The 18,310-nt window shown below is 74.7% G+C and carries 18 protein-coding genes; 6 read left to right on the top strand and 12 right to left on the bottom strand.

What is annotated here, in order from left to right; genetic code table 11:
- A partial coding sequence (locus HCJ92_RS13505; protein ID WP_275942295.1) for an SbcC/MukB-like Walker B domain-containing protein occupies window positions 1-1,537 on the top strand: 1,537 nt, incomplete at its 5' end.
- Here HCJ92_RS13505 and HCJ92_RS13500 read toward each other — a convergent pair.
- Window positions 1,499-2,023, bottom strand: a complete 525-nt coding sequence (locus HCJ92_RS13500; RefSeq protein ID WP_167933814.1) for an Lrp/AsnC family transcriptional regulator — start codon at window positions 2,021-2,023, stop codon at window positions 1,499-1,501. The genes HCJ92_RS13505 and HCJ92_RS13500 overlap by 39 nt on opposite strands.
- A 59-nt stretch (window positions 2,024-2,082) precedes the next feature.
- Between HCJ92_RS13500 and HCJ92_RS13495 the strand changes: the two genes are divergently transcribed.
- Window positions 2,083-3,282 carry a trans-sulfuration enzyme family protein gene (locus HCJ92_RS13495; protein WP_167933813.1) on the top strand — a complete coding sequence of 400 codons (1,200 nt, stop codon included), beginning with the start codon at window positions 2,083-2,085 and terminating at the stop codon, window positions 3,280-3,282.
- Between the two features lie 96 nt (window positions 3,283-3,378).
- Here HCJ92_RS13495 and HCJ92_RS13490 read toward each other — a convergent pair whose 3' ends face one another.
- Entirely contained in the window at window positions 3,379-4,017 is a 639-nt protein-coding gene (locus HCJ92_RS13490) for a GNAT family N-acetyltransferase (RefSeq protein ID WP_167933812.1), read from the bottom strand.
- Between the two features lie 436 nt (window positions 4,018-4,453).
- Window positions 4,454-5,209, bottom strand: coding sequence for an SDR family oxidoreductase (locus HCJ92_RS13485; RefSeq protein WP_167933811.1), 756 nt, complete (start codon window positions 5,207-5,209; stop codon window positions 4,454-4,456).
- A gap of 197 nt (window positions 5,210-5,406) precedes the next feature.
- Between HCJ92_RS13485 and HCJ92_RS13480 the strand changes: the two genes are divergently transcribed.
- The gene (locus HCJ92_RS13480; RefSeq protein ID WP_167933810.1) at window positions 5,407-6,162 is read left to right on the top strand and encodes a GntR family transcriptional regulator; all 756 of its coding nucleotides are present in this window, start codon (window positions 5,407-5,409) and stop codon (window positions 6,160-6,162) included.
- Window positions 6,163-6,209: 47 nt separating this feature from the next.
- On the opposite strand, the gene HCJ92_RS13475 is transcribed toward HCJ92_RS13480, so the two are convergent.
- The 5 genes from HCJ92_RS13475 to HCJ92_RS13455 form a co-directional block, all read right to left on the bottom strand.
- On the bottom strand, window positions 6,210-7,355 hold the full coding sequence (locus HCJ92_RS13475; RefSeq protein WP_167933809.1) for an ROK family protein: 1,146 nt from the start codon (window positions 7,353-7,355) through the stop codon (window positions 6,210-6,212).
- Between the two features lie 102 nt (window positions 7,356-7,457).
- A complete protein-coding gene (gene purB / locus HCJ92_RS13470) occupies window positions 7,458-8,888 on the bottom strand; it encodes an adenylosuccinate lyase (protein WP_167933808.1) in 1,431 nt (476 codons plus the stop codon).
- An 88-nt stretch (window positions 8,889-8,976) separates the two neighbouring features.
- Window positions 8,977-9,357 (bottom strand): STAS domain-containing protein, encoded by a 381-nt coding sequence (locus HCJ92_RS13465; protein WP_167933807.1) that lies wholly within the window; start codon window positions 9,355-9,357, stop codon window positions 8,977-8,979.
- A gap of 359 nt (window positions 9,358-9,716) precedes the next feature.
- A complete protein-coding gene (locus HCJ92_RS13460) occupies window positions 9,717-10,241 on the bottom strand; it encodes an AAA family ATPase (protein ID WP_167933806.1) in 525 nt (174 codons plus the stop codon).
- A gap of 315 nt (window positions 10,242-10,556) precedes the next feature.
- Window positions 10,557-11,186 carry a TetR family transcriptional regulator gene (locus HCJ92_RS13455; RefSeq protein WP_167933805.1) on the bottom strand — a complete coding sequence of 210 codons (630 nt, stop codon included), beginning with the start codon at window positions 11,184-11,186 and terminating at the stop codon, window positions 10,557-10,559.
- 169 nt (window positions 11,187-11,355) lie between these two features.
- Here HCJ92_RS13455 and HCJ92_RS13450 point away from each other — a divergent pair, with 169 nt between their 5' ends.
- Complete coding sequence (locus HCJ92_RS13450) at window positions 11,356-12,243, top strand: NAD(P)H-binding protein (RefSeq protein WP_338054160.1); 888 nt, start codon at window positions 11,356-11,358, stop codon at window positions 12,241-12,243.
- Between the two features lie 249 nt (window positions 12,244-12,492).
- Entirely contained in the window at window positions 12,493-13,449 is a 957-nt protein-coding gene (locus HCJ92_RS13445; protein WP_167933804.1) for an alpha/beta fold hydrolase, read from the top strand.
- On the opposite strand, the gene HCJ92_RS13440 is transcribed toward HCJ92_RS13445, so the two are convergent.
- From HCJ92_RS13440 to HCJ92_RS13425, 4 genes are all read right to left on the bottom strand, one after another.
- On the bottom strand, window positions 13,422-15,482 hold the full coding sequence (locus tag HCJ92_RS13440; RefSeq protein ID WP_167933803.1) for an FAD/NAD(P)-binding protein: 2,061 nt from the start codon (window positions 15,480-15,482) through the stop codon (window positions 13,422-13,424). The two genes, HCJ92_RS13445 and HCJ92_RS13440, sit on opposite strands and share 28 nt — an antisense overlap.
- Complete coding sequence (locus HCJ92_RS13435) at window positions 15,479-16,537, bottom strand: membrane dipeptidase (protein WP_167933802.1); 1,059 nt, start codon at window positions 16,535-16,537, stop codon at window positions 15,479-15,481. Before HCJ92_RS13435 ends, HCJ92_RS13440 begins: the two co-directional genes overlap by 4 nt.
- Window positions 16,538-16,600: 63 nt before the next feature.
- A complete protein-coding gene (locus HCJ92_RS13430) occupies window positions 16,601-17,401 on the bottom strand; it encodes an ABC transporter permease subunit (RefSeq protein WP_167933801.1) in 801 nt (266 codons plus the stop codon).
- Window positions 17,398-18,177, bottom strand: a complete 780-nt coding sequence (locus HCJ92_RS13425; RefSeq protein ID WP_420824707.1) for an ABC transporter permease — start codon at window positions 18,175-18,177, stop codon at window positions 17,398-17,400. Before HCJ92_RS13425 ends, HCJ92_RS13430 begins: the two co-directional genes overlap by 4 nt.
- A gap of 70 nt (window positions 18,178-18,247) precedes the next feature.
- Between HCJ92_RS13425 and HCJ92_RS25820 the strand changes: the two genes are divergently transcribed.
- Window positions 18,248-18,310: hypothetical protein (locus HCJ92_RS25820; protein ID WP_420824706.1), on the top strand; the 63-nt coding region annotated here is incomplete at its 3' end.

Below are 18,310 nucleotides of genomic sequence, written 5' to 3'. Positions count from 1 at the left end.
CGAGGAGTGGCTGCTCGTCCGTGAGCGGCGACTCGACTCGGTGGCCGCCGAGCTCGCCGCCGGACTGCTTCCCGGCGAACCCTGCGCCGTCTGCGGCGGCACCGAGCACCCGGCGCCCGCCACCGCGGAGGCCGCCACCCCCGACCTCGCCGCCGAGGAGGCGGCACTCGTCCGCCACGAGTCGGCCGCCGACCGCCGCCGCGGCGCCGAGCACGACCTGGCTGCGGCCGTCTCCCACCACGCCGAACTGCTCCGCGCCGCCGGTGAGACCGTCGACGCCCTCGCCGCCGCCGAGTCCCGGCTGGCGGCCGAGGCCGACACCGCCAGGGCCGCCGGTCCGACGGCCGACCGGACCGCGCTGCTCCTGGAGCGCGCGACGGACCGCCGCGGTGCCCTGGAGCTGCGCCTCACCGAACTGCGGGAGCGGGCCCGCTCCCGCGCCGAGCGCAGGGTCGCCCTGGCGGCCGACCTCGCCGAGGCCGAGGAGGAGACCCGCCACGCGTTCGGCGACGCCATCGGCGTCGCCGAACGCGCCCGTGCGCTGGAGGAGAGCGCGCAATGCCTCGACGACGCCGCCGCCGCCTCGACGGCCGCCGCCGACGCCGCCGGCCGACACAAGGACGCGGACGCCCGCGCCGCCGACGCCGCGTTCCGTGCCGGGTTCACCGGCCCGGACGCCGCTGCGGACGCTGTGCTGCCCGACGCGGAGCTGCGCTCCCTCGCCGACGAGATCGACGGCCACGCCGCCGAGGAGAGTGTGGTCGCGGCAGTCCTCGGGGACCTGGCCGCCGCGCGCGCGGCCGACCTCCCCCCGGCCGACCCCCGGTCCACCGCCCGCGCCCTCGACGAGGCGCTCCGGGCCCTGCGCACGGCCGGGGCGTCCGAGTCCGCCGCCCGCGCCCGGGCGCACGAGCTCGACACGCTGTCCGAGGAGCTGCACGTCGCACTGCGGCGGCAGCTGCCGCTGCGCGCCCACGCCGGCAGGGTCTCCCGGCTGGCGCAGCTCACCTCCGGCACCGCGGCCGAGAACCGCCACCGCATGCGGCTGGAGACGTACGTCCTCGCCGCCAGGCTCGAACAGGTGGCGCAGGCCGCGGGCTCGCGGCTGCACCGGATGTCGGCCGGCCGCTACACCCTCACCCACACCGACGCCCGCTCCGGGCGCGCCCGCTCGGGGCTCGGACTGCGTGTCACCGACGCCTGGACGGGACGGGACCGCGACACCGCCACCCTCTCCGGCGGCGAGTCGTTCCTCGTCTCCCTCGCCCTGGCGCTCGGGCTCGCCGACGCCGTCGCCGAGGAGTCCGGCGGGCGGCGGCTCGACACCCTCTTCATCGACGAGGGGTTCGGCACCCTCGACGAGGAGACGCTCGACGAGGTGCTGGACCTCCTCGACGCACTGCGCGAACAGGACCGCACCGTGGGCATCGTCAGCCACGTCGCGGAGCTCCGGGCCCGGGTGCCCGCCCGGCTGGAGGTGCGCAAGGGGAGCGAGGGCTCAACGTTGCGGCACCACACCGCCCCCCTCGACCGCTGATCCCGACTCCGACGGCGCGGGCGGCAGCACCGGCCCGCACTCCCACCGGCCGAAGATCAGCCGCGTCTCGACCCGCGCCACCTCGCGCCGTGCGGTGAACTCCTCCAGTACCAGGCGCTGCAGCGCCGCGGGTCCCGCGACCGCCACGTGTACGAGGTAGTCGTCCGGGCCCGTCAGATGGAAGAGCGCCCGCGCCTGCGGCAGGGCACGGACCCGTTCGACGAACGGACCGATCAGCTCACTGCGGTGCGGACGCACCTGCACCGAGAGCAGCGCCTCCAGCGGCCGACCCAGCCGCGCCGGGTCGACCCGCAGCACCTGTCCGAGGATCACCCCGCCGCGCCGCAGCCGTGAGACCCGGTCCAGGCAGGTGGAAGCGGCCAGCCCCACGGCCGAGGCCAGTTCCCGGTAGGTCATCCGGGCGTCGTTCTGCAACAGGCGGAGAATCTCCAGATCCACCGGATCGAGAACCACCGAATCGGACATCGGCCGAACGTAGCACGGCCCCGGCCCCACCGACCCCGGCCGATGTTCAGACTCTGCCCATGGACACACCGCCCTCCGCGCCGCACCGCCCGCAGGCCGCCGCCCACGCCCCGGCCACCGAGGCGGTGCACGCGGGCCGAGAGGACCTCACCGCCCTCGGCCTGCACGCCGCACCGCTCGACCTGTCCACCACCTACCCCAGCCCGGACAGCCGGGGCGAGGCCGCGCGCCTGGACGCCTTCGCCGCCACCGGCGCACAGCTGTCGGGGCCGCCGGTCTACGCCCGTCTGGACAACCCGACCACCGCCCGGTTCGAGCGGGCGCTCGCCCGGCTGGAGGGCACCGAGTCCGCCGTCGCGTTCGCGAGCGGCATGGCAGCGCTCTCCGCGGTGCTCCTCGCCCGCGGGGCCGCCGGTCTGCGGCACGTCGTCGCCGTCCGCCCCCTGTACGGGTGCAGCGACCACCTGCTGGAGAGCGGACTGCTCGGCACCGAGGTCACCTGGGCCGAGCCCGACGGGGTCGGCGCCGCGCTGCGGCCCGACACCGGTCTGGTGCTGGCGGAGACACCGGCCAACCCGACTCTCGCGGAGATGGACCTCGACGCCCTCGCCGCCCGCTGCGGCGACGTCCCGCTGCTCGTGGACAACACCTTCGCCACCCCGGTGCTCCAGCGTCCCCGCGACCACGGCGCCTCGCTGGTGCTGCACAGCGCCACCAAGTACCTCGGCGGCCACGGCGACGTACTCGGCGGAGTGGTCGCCTGCGACGAGGGGCAGGCACGGGCGCTCCGGCAGATCCGCTTCGCGACGGGCGGCGTCCTCCATCCGCTCGCCGGGTACCTGCTGCTGCGGGGACTCGCCACTCTCCCCGTCCGGATGCGGGCCCAGTCGGCGGGAGCGGCGGAACTCGCCCGCAGGCTCGCGGCCGACCCCCGGGTGGAACGCGTGCACTACCCGCGCCTCGGCGGAGCCATGGTCGCTTTCGAGGTCGCCGGCGACCCGCACGAGGTGATCGGCGCGGTCCGGCTGATCACCCCCGCCGTGAGCCTCGGCAGCGTCGACACCCTGATCCAGCACCCCGGGTCGATCAGCCACCGCATCGTCGCAGCCGAGGACCGGCGGGCCGGGGGGATCAGCGACCGGCTGCTGCGCATGTCGGTGGGGCTGGAGGACGTCGAGGACCTCTGGCGCGATCTGGACGCGGCGCTGGCCGCGTCGGCCGCCACCGCCGTTCCGTCGGCCACCGCGCTCGTCCCGTGACGGTGCCTGAGGAAACGGGCCCCGTCGACGCACCGTCGGCCCGTCCGGCACGGCCGGAGACCGGCGTCGCGGGCCCGCCCGCCCCGCCCCGGCGGCTCAGCGCCGGGGCGGAGAGGTCACCGGGACGGCGTTCCGGGCGGTCCGGGCGCTGACCACCAGCGCGCCGTCGCAGTGGTCGTACTCCAGCGGCAGCCCGGAGGTGCGCATGGTGCGCACCATCGCGGTGTCGGACGGGCGGGTGACGGCGTAGACCGTACGGCGGCCGGAGAGGGCGGCGGCGGCGAGCAGTTCGGTCAGCAGCGCCGTGCCCACACCGCGTCGCTGCCAGTCGTCCTCCACCAGCAGCGCGACCTCGGCCTCGTCGCCGTCCCACATCAGGTGGCCGAGGCCGATCAGGCGCCCGTCCTCGCACCACGCGGCCAGGGACCGGCCGTGGTGCGGGCCCAGCAGGTGCGGGAGGTAGCGTCCGGCGTCGCCGGGCGGCCCGTGGTAGCGCCGTGCCAGCGACTCCTCCGAGCAGCGGTCGTGCATGGCGCGGGCCGCGGCGATGTCGGACGGCCCCGCCGGGCGCAGGGTGATCCCGGCCGGAGCCGCCACCGGCGCCGCGGCCCCGCTCACCCCGTCGGCGCGGGGACCCACCGACGGACGGCAGAGCCGGCCCGCGCCGGATCCGGTCGGGCCGGTCGCCCGCGACGGACGTCGGCTCGGTCCTCGGTACGCGGAGGTCTCACTCATGCCCCCACTGTCACCCCCCGGTATTGCGCGGTCACCAACGTTCTGTGACCGGTAAGTTAAGGATCTTTCCGGCAGATCGCCGCAAGTCGGCGACGCGCCGACAGCGGCGCGTGCCGTACGGACCACCCCGTCCTCGCGGTGGCACCCGGCGTGACGACTCGGCCACCAAGAGCTGACGAGCCGTCAGGGACGCCATCCTAGTACCGGCACGTCTTCCCCGTGGGAACGTTTCCAGCCTCCGGGCGGCAGGACCGCGAATTGCTCCCGGCGCCCGGGTGCGAAGCGGTGCCGCGAGGGGCCGTTCGGCCTCGACGGGTGGCCGGTGGGCCCCGGCGCGCGATCCGCGCGGCGGGTGCGCCCGGCGTGAGGTCGTCCCCCGTGCGCTCTGCTTCCCGCGTCCGCGGTCAGGTATCCGCAACCACCGGTGTCTGCAGGGTCACAGTCCGCCGGAGACCCGCAGCACCGCCCCCGTGGTGTAGCCGGCGTCGGCGGAGAGGAGCCAGGCCACCGCGCCGGCGACCTCCTCCGGCTGCCCCGGTCTGCCCATGGGGACCCGGTCCGCCCGCCGCCACGGCCGCTCGGCGTCGCCCATCGCCGCGTGCATGTCCGTGACGATCATGCCGGGCTGGACGGAGTTCACCCGGACGCCCTCCAGCGCGAGCTCCTTGGCGAGCCCGGTGGTGATCGCGTCGACCGCCGCCTTGGAGCCCGCGTAGTGCACGTACTCACCGGGACTGCCGAGCGTCGCCGCACAGGAGGAGATGTTGACGACGGCGCCACCGCGCCCGCCGTGCCGGGTGGACATCTCCCGTACGGCGCGTCGGCAGCACAGCAGGGTCCCCATGACATTGACCTCCCAGACGCGCCGCATCGTCTCCGGTGGGGTGTCCGTCAGTCGGCCGAGCCGCCCCGTCACCCCGGCGTTGTTGACCAGGCCCGTCACCGGGCCGAGCTCGCGGGCCGCGGTGTCGAAGAGCGCGTCGACCTCCGCCTCCACGCTCACGTCCGCACGCAGCGCCATCGCCGTGCCCCCGGCATCGGCGATGCCCCGCACGGTGGCGACGGCCGCCGCCTCGTCCCGTGTCCACACCACGGCGACCCGGTGCCCCTCGTCTGCCAACCGGGACGAGACGGCGGCCCCGATCCCCCGACTGCCGCCGGTGACCACGGTCACCGGTGCCTGTTCCGTCATGGCCGCACCCTCCGTTCCCGGCCGGCCCCGGTCGCGCCGACAACTGCCCGAATCCTACGCGGGGGTGGCCGCCGGTCCGCTGGGTGGATTGGTCTTGACCAAGCCCCCGTGGCCGCTCTATCGTCCGTCATATAAGAAAGAACCTTTCATAATCCGGCGCGGGGGCGGACCCGGTCGGGTGCGGGGCGGAGGCAGCGGTGGGGACCACACACGTCGAACAGGGCGTCGAGCCCAAACACCGTCAGCTCAAGACGGTCCTCTCCGAGGCGCTGGAGACCGAGTTCGCCGTCGGGCAGGTGCTGCCGAACGAGCGCGAACTCGCCGCCCGCTTCGGCGTTGCCCGCGCCACCCTGCGGCAGGCCCTGGAACAGCTCGAACTGGAAGGACGGCTGCACCGCCGTCGAGGTGTCGGGACCACCGTCGCCCCGCCGCGCACCGTGGTGGAGGTCGGGGCCTCGCCCGACGCCTGGCCCGGCGCGCCCGGGGACGACTGGCAGGTCACCGGGCGAACCAGGGGGTTGCCGCCGTTGACCGTCGCGCGGCTGCTGGGCACCGCCCCCGGAGAGCTCGTCGAGACCGTCCACCGGGACCGTGGGGGCGACGGCCGCCCGGTCGCCGTCGAACTGCTCCACGTCCCCCAGCCCCGGCTCGGCCTGCCCGTCTCCCGCGAACCCGCCGGTGGCGCCGCGACCGAGGACATCGAGGAAGGCCGCCGTGTCCTGCGGCGCCTCCACCGGTTCGCACTCGACGGACTCGACCGCTCGGTGGAGCTGGGATCGGCCACGGACGAGGACGCCGGCCGGCTCGGCCGCCTGCCGGGCGCGCCCGTGCTCGTGGTGACCTCGCAGTACGTGGTCGCCGGGCAGGTCGCCGCCGTGGGCGTCGCCACCTACCGCGCCGACACCTGCCGTCTCACCATCGGCGACCGGCACACCGCGCCGACTCCGCACTGACCCGCGCGGCCCACCGCTGCCCCGGGCCCGCCGGGGCGGCGGTCGGCTCAGGCAGGCGCCGCCACCCGGAAGATGTCCTCCTCGACCCGGTCCAGCGCCAGCCGCAGCGCACCCGTGGCCACCGCGGCCTCACCGAGCGCCGAAAGTTCCACGCGGGGCGTCCACAGGCAGTACTGCGGCAGCTCGCGCCGAAGGGTACCGAGCACCTCCTCCAGGCCCGCGGCCCAGCCCCCGACGACGACCAACTCCGGGTCGAGCGCCAGCACCAGCGCCGTCACGTCGTGGAGGACACGCCGGGAGAACCGCTCCACCGCACCGACCGCCCGGGAGTCTCCCGAGCGGGCCAGGTCGAACACGCGCCCCACCGCGGTCTCGTCCAGCGGGTGCAGCGGTTCGCCGTCGGTGGAGAGCAGATGCTCGGGCGTCAACTCCCGTCCCAGCAGGTGGAGCGCGCCGATCTCGCCGGCCGCGCCCCGGTGGCCGCGGCGCAGCCGTCCGCCGATCAGTGACCCGGCGCCGGGGCTCAGCCCGGCCAGGACCATCACGACGTCGCCGCATCCCGTCGCCACACCGGCCCAGTGCTCACCGAGCACCGCGGCGTTGGCGTCGTTCTCCAGCAGCACCGTGCACCCGAGCACCTCCCGGAGGTGCTCGCCCAGCGGCAGTCCCGTCCACCCCGGCAGCGCCGTGCAGAGTCGGACGCTGCCCTCCGTGCCGATGACTCCCGGCGTCCCGACCCCCGCCGCCCGCAGCGACCCCCGGTCGACCCCGGCCTCCGCCAGCACCTCGGCGATCGTCGCGTCGACGACCGCGAGCCGGTCCGCCGCCGACGCCCCCTCCGCGACAGCCACGCCCACGGAGCCCAGCCGCCGCCCCGCGAGGTCGGCCAGCACGACCTGGACCCGGTGTGCGCCGATGCCGACCCCGAGCGTGTGGCCCGCCTCCGCCCGGAAGCGGAACCGCCGGGCCGGTCGGCCCACACGCCGTGCCTCCGGCCCACCCGTGGCCTCCGCCGCCAGTCCGGCCGCGGCCAGCCCCTCCAGCGCGCCCTCGATGGTGGGGCGGGAGAGCCCGGTCGCGGAGACCAGGTCGCTGAGTGTGGGTGCACCACCCGCGTCGCGCAGCGCCCGCAGCACCACCGCGGAGTTGATCTTGCGCAGCAGTGACGGGTCACCGCCCGTGAGCTTCCCCACTGTCCGCCTCCCGGGGTGAGCGCCGATCGCGCGATGGTAGCGGTCGGCCCCGACACCCGCGATCCGCAACACCGCGGCCGACGGGGCCCACCGGCGGGTCGGTCAGAGGATGTCGCCGGGGGAGTAGGCGGCCTCGGCGGGGAACCGTCCCACGACCTTCTCGACGGCGGCGACCACGGCGGCCACCTGGGACTCCGCAGCACCGGTGAACGCCAGGCGGTCCGACATGAGCGCCTCCAACTCGGCGCGGTCCAGCGGCAGACGCTGGTCGGCCGCGAGCCGGTCGACCAGCTCGTTGCGCTCGGCGCCCTCCCGCAGCGCCAGGGCCGAGGCCACGGCGTGCTCCTTGATCACCTCGTGGGCCTCCTCCCGGCCGACCCCGGCACGCACCGCGCCCATGAGGACCTTGGTGGTCGCGAGGAACGGCAGGTAGCGGTCGAGCTCGCGCTCGACGACGGCCGGGAAGACACCGAACTCGTCCAGCACGGTGAGGAAGGTCTCCAGGAGGCCGTCCCAGGCGAAGAACGCGTCGGGCAGCGCGACCCGGCGGACGACCGAGCAGGAGACGTCGCCCTCGTTCCACTGGTCACCGGCGAGTTCGCCGACCATCGAGGCGTGCCCGCGGAGGATCACCGCGAAGCCGTTGACGCGCTCGCAGGATCGGGTGTTCATCTTGTGCGGCATCGCCGAGGAGCCGACCTGCCCGGCGCGGAAGCCCTCCGTCACCAGCTCCTGCCCCGCCATCAGCCGGATCGTCCGCGCCAGTGACGAGGGGGCCGCCGCCAGCTGCACCAGCGTCGTCACGACCTCGTAGTCCAGCGAGCGCGGGTAGACCTGACCGACGGAGGTCATCGCGTGGGCGAAGCCGAGGTGGCCGGCCACCCGCTGCTCCAGCTGTCCGAGCTTCTCCGCGTCCCCGCCGAGCAGGTCGAGCATGTCCTGCGAGGTACCGACCGGGCCCTTGACCCCCCGCAGCGGGTAGCGGGCCAGCAGCTCCTCCAGTCGTCCGAGCCCCACCAGCAGCTCGTCGGCGGCAGTCGCGAACCGCTTGCCCAACGTCGTCGCCTGCGCGGGCACGTTGTGCGAACGGCCGGCCATGACCAGCCCCGAGTGCTGCGCGGCCAGCCGTGCCAGCCGCGCGAGGAGCGCGACGGTGCGACCCCGCACGTGCTCCAGCGACAGCCGGATCTGGAGCTGCTCGACGTTCTCCGTGAGGTCCCGGGAGGTCATGCCCTTGTGGACCTGCTCGTGTCCGGCGAGCGCGTTGAACTCCTCGATGCGCGCCTTCACGTCGTGCCGCGTGACCCGCTCGCGTTCGGCGATGGACGCCAGGTCCACCTGGTCCACCACCCGCTCGTAGTCGCCCGGTGCGTCCTCGGGCACCGGGATGCCCAGGTCTCGCTGGGCCCGCAGCACGGCCAGCCACAGGCGGCGCTCCAGCACCACCTTGTGCTCGGGCGACCACAGTCGCGCCAGCTCCTCGGATGCGTAGCGGCCGGCCAGGACGTTCGGGATGCGGGGCTTCTCAGTCACGACAGGGGATTCTACGGCGCCGCAGGTGGGGCCGTGGGACGAGCCCGGGGGAGCGTCGCGGTCGGCGGCGGGCCGGGGTCGGCGAGGGTCAGACGGGCGCCGGGCCCGTGGACCGCAGCCTGTCGAGCGCCTCGCGCCGGTCCGGCGCCAGCGGCAGGTGCGCGACGACCCCGGTGACGGTGAAGACCCGCCACACGGAGGAGGCGAAGGGGCCGGCTATCACCAGGGGCCGCGCGGCCTCGCGGTGGTCCTCGACCGTCGACAGCACCAGAGCCAGCAGGGTGGAGTCCGCGAAGGTGAGGCCTGACAGGTCCAGGAGGGTGCCGCGCGAGGGCGACCGGAGGGCCGCCGTCAGCGCCTCGGCCAACGGTTCGCTCGCGTCCATGTCGAACTCGCCGCGCGGCGCTACGCCGGCGATGTCGTCCGGCGAGCCGGGAGCGGTCACGACGACAGCAGCTGAAAGGCCCACATGATCAGTCTGGCACGCCCGGCCCGCCGGGAGAAGAACCTGACGCGCGGGTGCGTGAGGGGTTCTTCGCGGTCGTGAGCGCGTGATGGGGGACGAGTGGGGAAATCGTGAGATGGGTGCTCTGTCGGCTTGTTCCCGTCGAACACCGTTCCTCCGGGTCCCGGGGCGGGTCGGGTGGGTGGTCGCCCGCTGTGCCGCCGGCGGCCCGTTCGCGCGACGGAGCCCGTTCGACTAGGACCTCGAACCGGATGTGCGCGGGACGTGCGGGGTTGCGTCGAGCGCGAGTTCGACACGACCTTCCCCCGGACGGCGGATCCTCCGTCGCGCCGCCGCGGGGGTCGCTGAGGCGCCCGGCCCGCTCAGCGGTTGACGGCCGCCGCGATCCGGTGGGCGGCTTCGGCGGGGGTGAGGTGCGTGGTGTCGACGACCTCGGCCTCGGCGTGGAGCCATGTGCGGGCCGCCTCCGCGTACGGGTCGAGGTGCTGGAGACGGAACGGCGAGTCCTGGCCGACCACCGTGTCCCCGGCGATCCGTCCGCGGAGGGTGTCGTGGTCGGCGTGGATGACGAAGTGCCGGACGGGGATCGCGTGGGCGGCGAGACCCGCGCTGATCTCCCGCCAGTACTCCTCGACCAGAACGGTCATGGGCATCACCAGGGTGCCGCCCGTGTATTCGAGGACACGCCGAGCGGTCTCCACCACGAGAGGCCGCCACGGCGGCCAGTGCTGGAAGTTGTCGGTCGCGGGCAGCGCCGGCTCGATGTCCATGAGGGCCTCGCCGACCTTCTCGGCGTCGAACACCCGTGAGTCGGCGAGAAGGCGCTGTACGAGCGCCGCGGTCGTCGTCTTGCCCGCGCCGTGCGTGCCGTTCAGCCATACGATCATGTGCCCCGAGTCTAGTGACATGAGTCGGAGAGTCGCCGCCTGCCGCCGAAGAATCTCCGACTCAGGTCGCTGTAGGCCCTGTCTGATGAATCCCGCCTGGCCCGCGGCGTTTGGCACGCGGCGCCTGGCTCGGACGCCGCGGGGCTTTCCTGCGCTCTCCACCAGACAGGACCTGGCGGCGGCCGGGCCACGGCGACAGCGCGGCACCGGCCGCGAAGGCACCACGGGGCCGCGCGGCGCGCCGGGGCTGTGTCCCCGAAACCCGGGCGCGGGAGTGTGTGCCCCGCGCTCTCGCCGCCGTGCGACCCGGAGGGGTCACGGGCGCGCTTCGTCCGCCGTCCGGGCGGTGAGGTCGGCCCGGCGGTCCACCGGGTCGCCGAGCACCGCCGCGACCAGCTCCGCGAGGGCGGTGCGCGCGGCCTCCCGGTCGTGGTCGGGCGCCGCCGCGAGATGGACCACCAGGTCCGCGCGCACGGCGGAGAGCAACGCGTGGGCGGTGAAGTCGCTGTCCTGCCCGGGGAGTCCGGCGAGCTCGGCTCGCAGCAGCCGGTGCGCCCGCGCGTACTGCTCGGTGCCGTAGGGACTGCCGGCGCCCGAGGACTCCAGCGCGGAGGCCAGGTGGCGGTGGTCGAGCTTGAAGCACAGCATCGCGTCGAGGAGCGCCGCTACCCGCTGCCGCGGGGGCGTGCCCGGGCCCAGGGGCGGTGGCCCCTGTTCGACCTCCGCCCACAGCGGACCGAGCCGCGCCTGCCACAGCGCGCGCAGCAGGCCGGCCCGGTCGCCGTATCCGCGGAACAGCGTCGCCTTCCCGACGCCGGCGGCGGTCGCGACGGCGGCCATGGTGACCTCGTCGGGGGAGGCGCACCGGGCGAACAGGTCATCGGCGGCGGCGAGGACCGCCTCCCGGTTGCGGGTCGCGTCGGCGCGCGGTCGGCGCTCTGGCATGGCTGACTCCCCGGATTGAAAACGGACTGTCGGTCCGTATAGGTTTAAGCGGACCGGCGGTCCGTATGTTACTCCGGGGCATCGCGCCGCTGTCCCGCCACGGCCACTGCGTCCGCTGGCGCCTCGCTCACGACAACCGTTCCCTCGCTCACGACATGGGAGAACATTCGTGCCCACTCCTCACCCTCCCGCCGGACGCATCCTTGTCGTCGGCGCCACCGGCACCACCGGCTCGCGTCTGACCGCGCGACTCCTGTCAGGGGGTCATGCGGTCGACGCCGCCTCCCGCTCCGGCAGGTCGGTCCCGGGGGCGCGGCCCGTCCGCTTCGTCTGGCACGACCCCGCCACCCATGCCGCGGCGCTCGACGGCGCCGACCGCCTGTACCTGGTCCCGCCGGTCGGTGACCCCGGCCCCGCGGCCGTCGTGCTGCCCTTCCTCCGGCGGGCACGCGCCGCCGGGGTGCGACGGGTCGTGCTGCTGAGCTCGTCCGCGGTGCCCGCGGGGGGCCCGGCGGTCGGGGAGGTGCACGCCGCGCTTCCCGGTCTCGTCCCGGAGTGGGCGGTGCTCCGCCCGTCGTGGTTCATGCAGAACTTCCTCGGCGATCACTTCCACGCCCGCAGCGCCCGCGAGGAAGGGGTCCTCCGCACCGCCACCGGCGAGGGTCGCGTCGCCTTCGTCGACGCCGGCGACATCGCCGCGGTGGCCGCCGCGGTGCTCACCGCCGAGGCGCCCCCGGCCGGAGAGTTGCTGCTCACCGGCGCGCAGGCGCTGAGCTACGACCGGGTGGCGGAGGAGCTCTCCCGGTCCTGCGGGCGGCGTGTCGTGCACGAGCGTCTCACCGTGGCGGCCATGGTCGACCGCCTGGCGGCGGAACTGCCCCGTCCCTTCGCTGAGTTGCTCGCCTCGTTGGACTCGGCCGTCGCCCGCGGCGAGGAGGAGCGGACCACCGACACCGTCCTCCGGCTGACGGGGCGCCCGCCCCGCGCCCTCGCGGACGTTCTCCGCGACGAGGCTGCGGCGCCACCCGCGGCCGGGCGGGTCAGGGAGTCCCGCTGAAACGGCGGCAGCCGCGGGAGGCTTCGGTGTGATACGCCAAGTACCCGACTGATCACGCTTTTTGGGAGCTTCGAGGGGTTTTCAGGTAAGTTCGTCCCCGTGTGGCCCGCGCAACACCCGGACGGGTGCGGTCGTCTCCCCGGCTGCCGTTCCCTTCCGGGTCGGCCTGCGGGGGAGGGCACGGGTCGCCGGCCGACCGGCCGCTGAACAGCGACACAGTTGTCCGTCCCGGAGCCCAGGAGTCCTCACATGACCACCGACGCCCTCCTCACCCATGACACGGCGCAGGCCGCAGAGCGGCTGGGGCGGGGGTCGATCCGCGTCGAGGAACGGGACCTCTCGTTCCAGGGGTTCGGCTACACCTGCCGCGTCGTGCGCCCCCAGACACCCGTGACCGAACCGATCCTGGTGCTCGGCGGATCGGCGCAGGACCGCAACTCCTGGACCCGGCACGAGAAGTGGCTGAGCGCCGTCGCCGAGGTGATCACGGTCGACCTACCGGGCTACGGGACGGCCGACTTCCTGCCGAGCCGCCACGGCGTGGACTTCCTGGCCGCCGCCGCACGGCACCTGCTCGACGAACTCGGCGTGCGGCGCGTCAACCTCGTCGGCGCCTGCTACGGCGGTGCCGTCGGCGTGCGGCTGGCGCAGCACCACCCGTCCCTGATCGCGCGGCTGCTGCTGGTCGGCATGACCACGCACGTCACCGCGGAGTACACGGCCTCGATGAAGCGCTGGGCCGAGATGATCGAGCGGGGCGAGACCGCCGCGGTCGCCCGGGAGCTCGCCGACGGCTTCGTCTCCCCGCAGGGCGCCGGGCGAGTGCGCCGGCACGCCGCCATGGCCCGCCTCGTCCACCAGCAGATCGTGGGCCAGACCCCCGAGCAGCGCCGCAGGTCCACCGAGCACAACACCCGGATGCTGCGCCACGAGTGGTTCCGGCCGGCGCCCGTGCCGGCCGTGCCGAGCCTCGTCGTGACCGGCGAGTACGACACGCTGACCACCCCGGCCATGGGACGGGACGTCGCCCGGCAGCTGCCGCTGGCGCGGTTCCTGACCATCGGGGAGACCGACCACCTCGCGCCGATGGAGCGGATCGCCGACTTCGCCGACCTGCTCGTGCGGTTCTGCACCGACGCCTCGCTGGACGGCCTGCCTTACTCCGGCGCGCCGGAGACCTACGGCACCTCGCTCGCCCGGCCCTGACCCCGGCTCGCCCCGCCGGCCTGTCCGCGGGCCGGGCCGACTGATCGGCCGTGCGACGTCCGGGACGCGGGCATCGCAGGGCATGGTCCGGACGCCACCGTCGGCGCCTCCGGGTGTGGTCCGGACGGCACCGCGCGGAGCAGCATCTCGTGGGCGATCCGGTCGGCCTGCCGGAACAGCGCCGCGTCCGTACCGGCCCGGGCCCCGATGGCCGTGTTCCACTCCAGCCCCTCCAGCGGGATGCCGAAGGCGAAGAGGTCGGCCGCCGGTCGGCCCTGGTGGTCCCGCACGCGGAAGTCGGTGAGGTCGACGTCCAGGGCACCGGTGGGGGGTCCGTCGCCCGACGGGCCGGCCCGGTGGGCCCGCGCCGTCCCCGACCGCACCAGCCCCGCCAGCAGCGGGTCGGCGGTCCGCGAGAGGTCGGCGGCCGGGAGCCAGGCGTCCAGCAGGCGCCGGGTCCGCACCGGCCGGTCCGGCAGCGAGGCGGTGCGCACTGTGAAGCAGCCCGGTTCGCCGTCCTCGCCGTCGGTGGTCACCACCGGTTCCGCCCCGAGGAACGCGACCACGCCCGCCTCGGCCAGCGCGAGGAGCTCCGCGGCCCGCGACGCCGGTGGACCGCTCGCCACGTGGGCGCCGAAGGACCGGAACTCCGCCAGCTCCGCGACCGACGCCGCGTCCAGGACGCCGGAGGCGGCAAGGCGCCGCACCGGGCCCTTGATCGCGGCGACCGCGGCAGCCGCGGCCTTCAGGGGGGAGCGCTCCGGATCGAGCGCCCCCGCCAGGTCGTCGGCCAGCCACTGCCGCACCCACGCGTCGAGCCCGTCCGCGCCGGGGAACACCCGGCCCGACAGCGGCCGGTCGATCGCTCCCGCGTCGAAGCGGTGCCGCGCGTCGGGGACAGCGGCGGCGACGAGCGCGGTCTCCGCCTCCGACCCGGGGGCGGTGGCCGCGTACTCTCCGAGGAACTCACCGCCCGGGACCGTCAGCGCGCCGGGGCTGTGGTCCGCCAGGTTGCGGTACCAGGCGAGCCCGGCCTCCCTGAGGATCAGTGGCCGCACGGCCTCCCGGAAGGAGACGCTCCCGGGCGCGGACGCCGTCAGCCGCTCCACCGCCGCCGCGTCGAGCACCACGAGCCGGTGACCGGGTTGCATCGCGGCGTGCGCGATGGCACGGGCGAGATAGGGCACGCCGCGCCCCGAGGTGGCGAGGATGCGGGGCTCGCGTCCGGACGCCACGTACCGCAGCCGCCCGGCAGGGAGGCCGCCGGACGGCCCTGGGGCCGGCTCGAACCGCCCCCCGCGCCCCTCGGTGACCAAGGCGAGCTGGTCGAAGAAGCCCATGCCCAGCCCGCGGAACACCACCGTCGACCCCGGAGGGAGCGCGGTCGTGTCGCGCTCCTGCGCGTGGCCGGCCGGCAGGTGGACCAGGCCGTGCCGTGCCGCGTGGGCGGCGAGCCCGGCGTCCGCCGCTGAGGGGGCGCGGTCGGTGTGGCCGGTGGCGAGCGCCACCGCGTCCGCGAGCAGGTCGGGAGTGCCGGCCAGCGTGACCAGGAGACGGCCGTCGGGGGTGCGCGTCAGGCCGGTCGCCCGGGTCGGGTGGTGCACCACGCGCACCCCCGGCGGCGCCCCCGCCACCGTGGTGCGGTGGGCCCAGGAGAGGTAGCGGCCCATCAGCGCCCGCGCCGGATAGGCGTGGGCCTCGGGGCCGTCACCGGGGCCGTGCCGCTCGGCCCAGTCGCGCAGCGAGGGCCCCGGGGAGGGCGGCCCGGTCAGTCGGGCGTCGGCGTCGGGGAAGGCGGTCGCGTGCCCGGCGAGGGTGTTCATCAGCAGCAGCGGTGACTGGTCCGGGTCCCACACCCGGCCCGCGCCGGGCGGATGCGGGTCCACGACGTGGATCTCGGCGTGGGCCCCCGGCCCGGCGGAGAGGTGCGCGACGAGCCGCGCCACGACGGCCGAGCCGCGGGGGCCGGCGCCGATGACGGCCAGCACCGGCGGGCGGGGAGCCGGGGTGTCGTCCGGGAGCCGGGGGGTCACGCCGCCGCGCCCTGCTCGGGCTCGTCCCAGATGTCCGCGAGGACCCGGAGGAGGTTGCCGCCGAGGATCTTGCGCAGATCCTCCGCCGAGTAGCCCCGGCCCGCCAGCACCTCGGTGATGCGGGGGAGGTCGGCGGGGGTCCCCATGCCGACCGGGTGGATGCGCTCCAGGTTCAGCTCGTCGTCGATGATCGGGATCTCGGGGTACAGGCGGCGGACCCGGGCCATCCCCTCCCTGCTGTACTTGCGCTCGTCGCCGACGTCGGTCCCGACGACGACGTGGTCCACCCCGGCGATCTCGACGAGATGGTCGATGTTGTCGGCGAAGACCTCCGGGCCCACCGGGGCGCGGAGTCCCTCGGGGCTGAGGAACCCCGCCTTGGCGGCCAGGCCGAAGACCCCGCCGCGCGCGGCGAGTTCACGGACCACTCGGTCGCTCTTGTTGCGGGGGCTCTCCACGTAGCGGGTCAGGCCGGCGTGGGTGACGAGCACCGGCTTCTCCGACAGTTCGATGGTCTCCAGGGTGGAGCGCTCGCCGGTGTGGGAGAGGTCGAGCGCGATGCCGAGCCGGTTGCACTCGCGGACCAGGGAACGCCCGAACCGACTGAGACCGCCGTTGGCGGTCTCGCCGGACCCGTCGGCCGCGAAGTTCCGGTTCTGGTAGGTCAGCCCGAGGAAGCGCAGACCGAGCTGGTGCAGGGCGGCGAGGCGCCACAGCTCCTCCCCGACCGGCTTGCTGTCCTCGAAGCCCACGAACCAGGCGACGGAGCCTTCTGCCTTGGCGCGGTGGACGTCCGCGATGCCGCGCCCCTGGAAGACCCGACCACCGGTCTCGGCCAGCCGCTGCTGCCAGCCGACGATGTTGGCGACGGCGGCGTCGTAGTCGCCCGAGATGACGGTGGCGTGGTTGAACGCGGTGACGCCCGACGCGGCGAGCTTCGCCAGGTAGGTCTCGTCGGCCCACGACAGCGGGGTGCAGTCGAGGGCGTTGAAGACCACGCTGTCGCGGTGCAGCGCGGCGGCGTCGACAGCGGGGGAGGGGGAAGCGGTGGACACGGGCGGCCTCCTGATCGTGGAGCGGGGGGATGGGGGCGGTCGTCGGCCGCCGGCGGGCTGCGGTCAGCCCGAACGCAGACTCCGTCGCAGCCCGAGGCTGCGTTCGACGAACACGACGGCGACCACGGAAAGGACCACCAGGCAGACCGACAGCGCCGCGACGGCGGGGTCGCTGCGGTACTCCACGTACTGCAGGACGGCCACCGGCAGCGGTGTCACGTTCTGCCCGGAGACGAAGAGCGAGATGACGGTTTCGTCGAAGGAGAGGAGGAAGGCGATGACGCCGCCGGCGACGACGCCGGGCATGATCGTCGGCAGGATGATGCGGCGCGCCACGGTGAAGGTGTCGGCGCCCAGGGTGCGCGCCGCCTCCTCGGCACGCGGGTCGGCCCCGGCCAGCGAGGCGCACACCGTGCGCACCACGTAGGGGATGGTGATGCCCAAGTGCGCCAGGACGAGTCCGGTGTAGGTGTCGGTCAGCGGGATGGGGGCGAAGAGCACCAGCAGCGCCAGCCCCAGCACGATGTTGGGCACCAGCAGCGGCGACAGGAAGGCCGACTCCATCGCCTCGCGCCCGCGGAACGGGACCCGGGAGAGGGCGAGCGCCGCCGGGACGCCCGTCACCACCGCCAGCAGCGCGGTGATCGAGGCGGTGACCGCGCTGACCTGGATGGCCGAGCGGAAGTCGTCGTTGGCGAAGACCTGCCGGTAGGCGTCGAGGGTGAAGCCCTCGGGCGGGAACCGCAGGAACGTGGCGTCGTCGAAGGAGACGACGAACACGACGATGATCGGGGCCAGGAGGAACAGGTACAGGACGACCAGCAGGGCGCCCCACGCCACCCGCCCGGTGGGACCGGTTCTCACGACGGGGTACCCCTCTCTCCCAGGATCCGGCGTTCGACGAACCGCTGGAGCCGCGTGTAGACCACGATCACGAGCCCGAAGAGCACCAGCAGCACGATCGAGAGCACGGCGGCGACCGGCCAGTTCAGCGACGTGATCGCCTCGTCGTAGATCTCGGTGGCCAGCACGAAGACACGGCCGCCACCGATCAGGCGCGGGGTGACGTAGCCGCTGAGGCTGAGCACGAAGACCAGCAGCCCGGCGGTGAGCACCCCCGGCAGCGTCAGCGGGAGGACCACCCGGCGCAGCACGGCGGGCCGGCCGGCACCCAGCGATGCCGCCGCGCGCTCCAACTCGGGGTCCAGTCGCCCGAATCCGCTGATCATCACGAGGATGGCGAAGGGCATGTAGATCTCGGTGGAGGCGATGACGACGCCGGTGAGGTTGTTGGCCAGCTGGATCGGGGTGTCGGTCACCCCGATCGACTGGAGCGTCTTGTTCACGACCCCCTGGTTGCCGAGGATGGCCATCCAGCCGAAGGTGCGGGCCACCGAGGAGATCAGCAGCGGGGTCACCGCCAGCGCGATCAGCAGCCCCCGCCACCTGCTCGTGGTACGGGCCAGGAACAGCGCCAGGGGGTAGGAGAGCAGCAGCGTGAAGACCGTGACGAGCACCCCGAGCTCGACGGTCTGCCAGATGACCCGCCAGTAGTGGCCGTCGCCCAGGACGTCCGCGAAGGTGCCCAGCGTCAGCGTCTGCCGGATCGCCCCACCGGGGAGCGGTTCGTTGAACGCCATCCGGGCGACCCACACCAAGGGCATGGCGTAGGTCAGCAGGAGTGCCACCAGCCCCGGCAGCAGCAGCGCCGTGGCACTGGCCCGGGCGCTGGTGGTGCGTCCCGAGGTGCTGCTGCTGGACGAACCGCTGTCC

Origin of the sequence: Streptomyces spiramenti (genome assembly GCF_012034385.1) — a bacterium.
Classification (GTDB): domain Bacteria; phylum Actinomycetota; class Actinomycetes; order Streptomycetales; family Streptomycetaceae; genus Streptomyces; species Streptomyces spiramenti.
Note: the sequence above shows the minus strand (reverse complement) of the source record. Positions and strands in the feature narration are given on the sequence as shown.

What these genes read in the sequence shown, in the direction of transcription:
- HCJ92_RS13445 (WP_167933804.1), top strand. Translation starts at nt 12,493, where the DNA reads ATGACCACCGACGCCCTCCTCACCCATGACACGGCGCAGGCCGCAGAG.
- HCJ92_RS13500 (WP_167933814.1), bottom strand. Translation starts at nt 2,023, where the DNA reads ATGTCCGATTCGGTGGTTCTCGATCCGGTGGATCTGGAGATTCTCCGC.
- HCJ92_RS13495 (WP_167933813.1), top strand. Translation starts at nt 2,083, where the DNA reads ATGGACACACCGCCCTCCGCGCCGCACCGCCCGCAGGCCGCCGCCCAC.
- HCJ92_RS13460 (WP_167933806.1), bottom strand. Translation starts at nt 10,241, where the DNA reads ATGATCGTATGGCTGAACGGCACGCACGGCGCGGGCAAGACGACGACC.
- HCJ92_RS13425 (WP_420824707.1), bottom strand. Translation starts at nt 18,177, where the DNA reads ATGGCGTTCAACGAACCGCTCCCCGGTGGGGCGATCCGGCAGACGCTG.
- HCJ92_RS13455 (WP_167933805.1), bottom strand. Translation starts at nt 11,186, where the DNA reads ATGCCAGAGCGCCGACCGCGCGCCGACGCGACCCGCAACCGGGAGGCG.
- HCJ92_RS13485 (WP_167933811.1), bottom strand. Translation starts at nt 5,209, where the DNA reads ATGACGGAACAGGCACCGGTGACCGTGGTCACCGGCGGCAGTCGGGGG.
- HCJ92_RS13490 (WP_167933812.1), bottom strand. Translation starts at nt 4,017, where the DNA reads ATGAGTGAGACCTCCGCGTACCGAGGACCGAGCCGACGTCCGTCGCGG.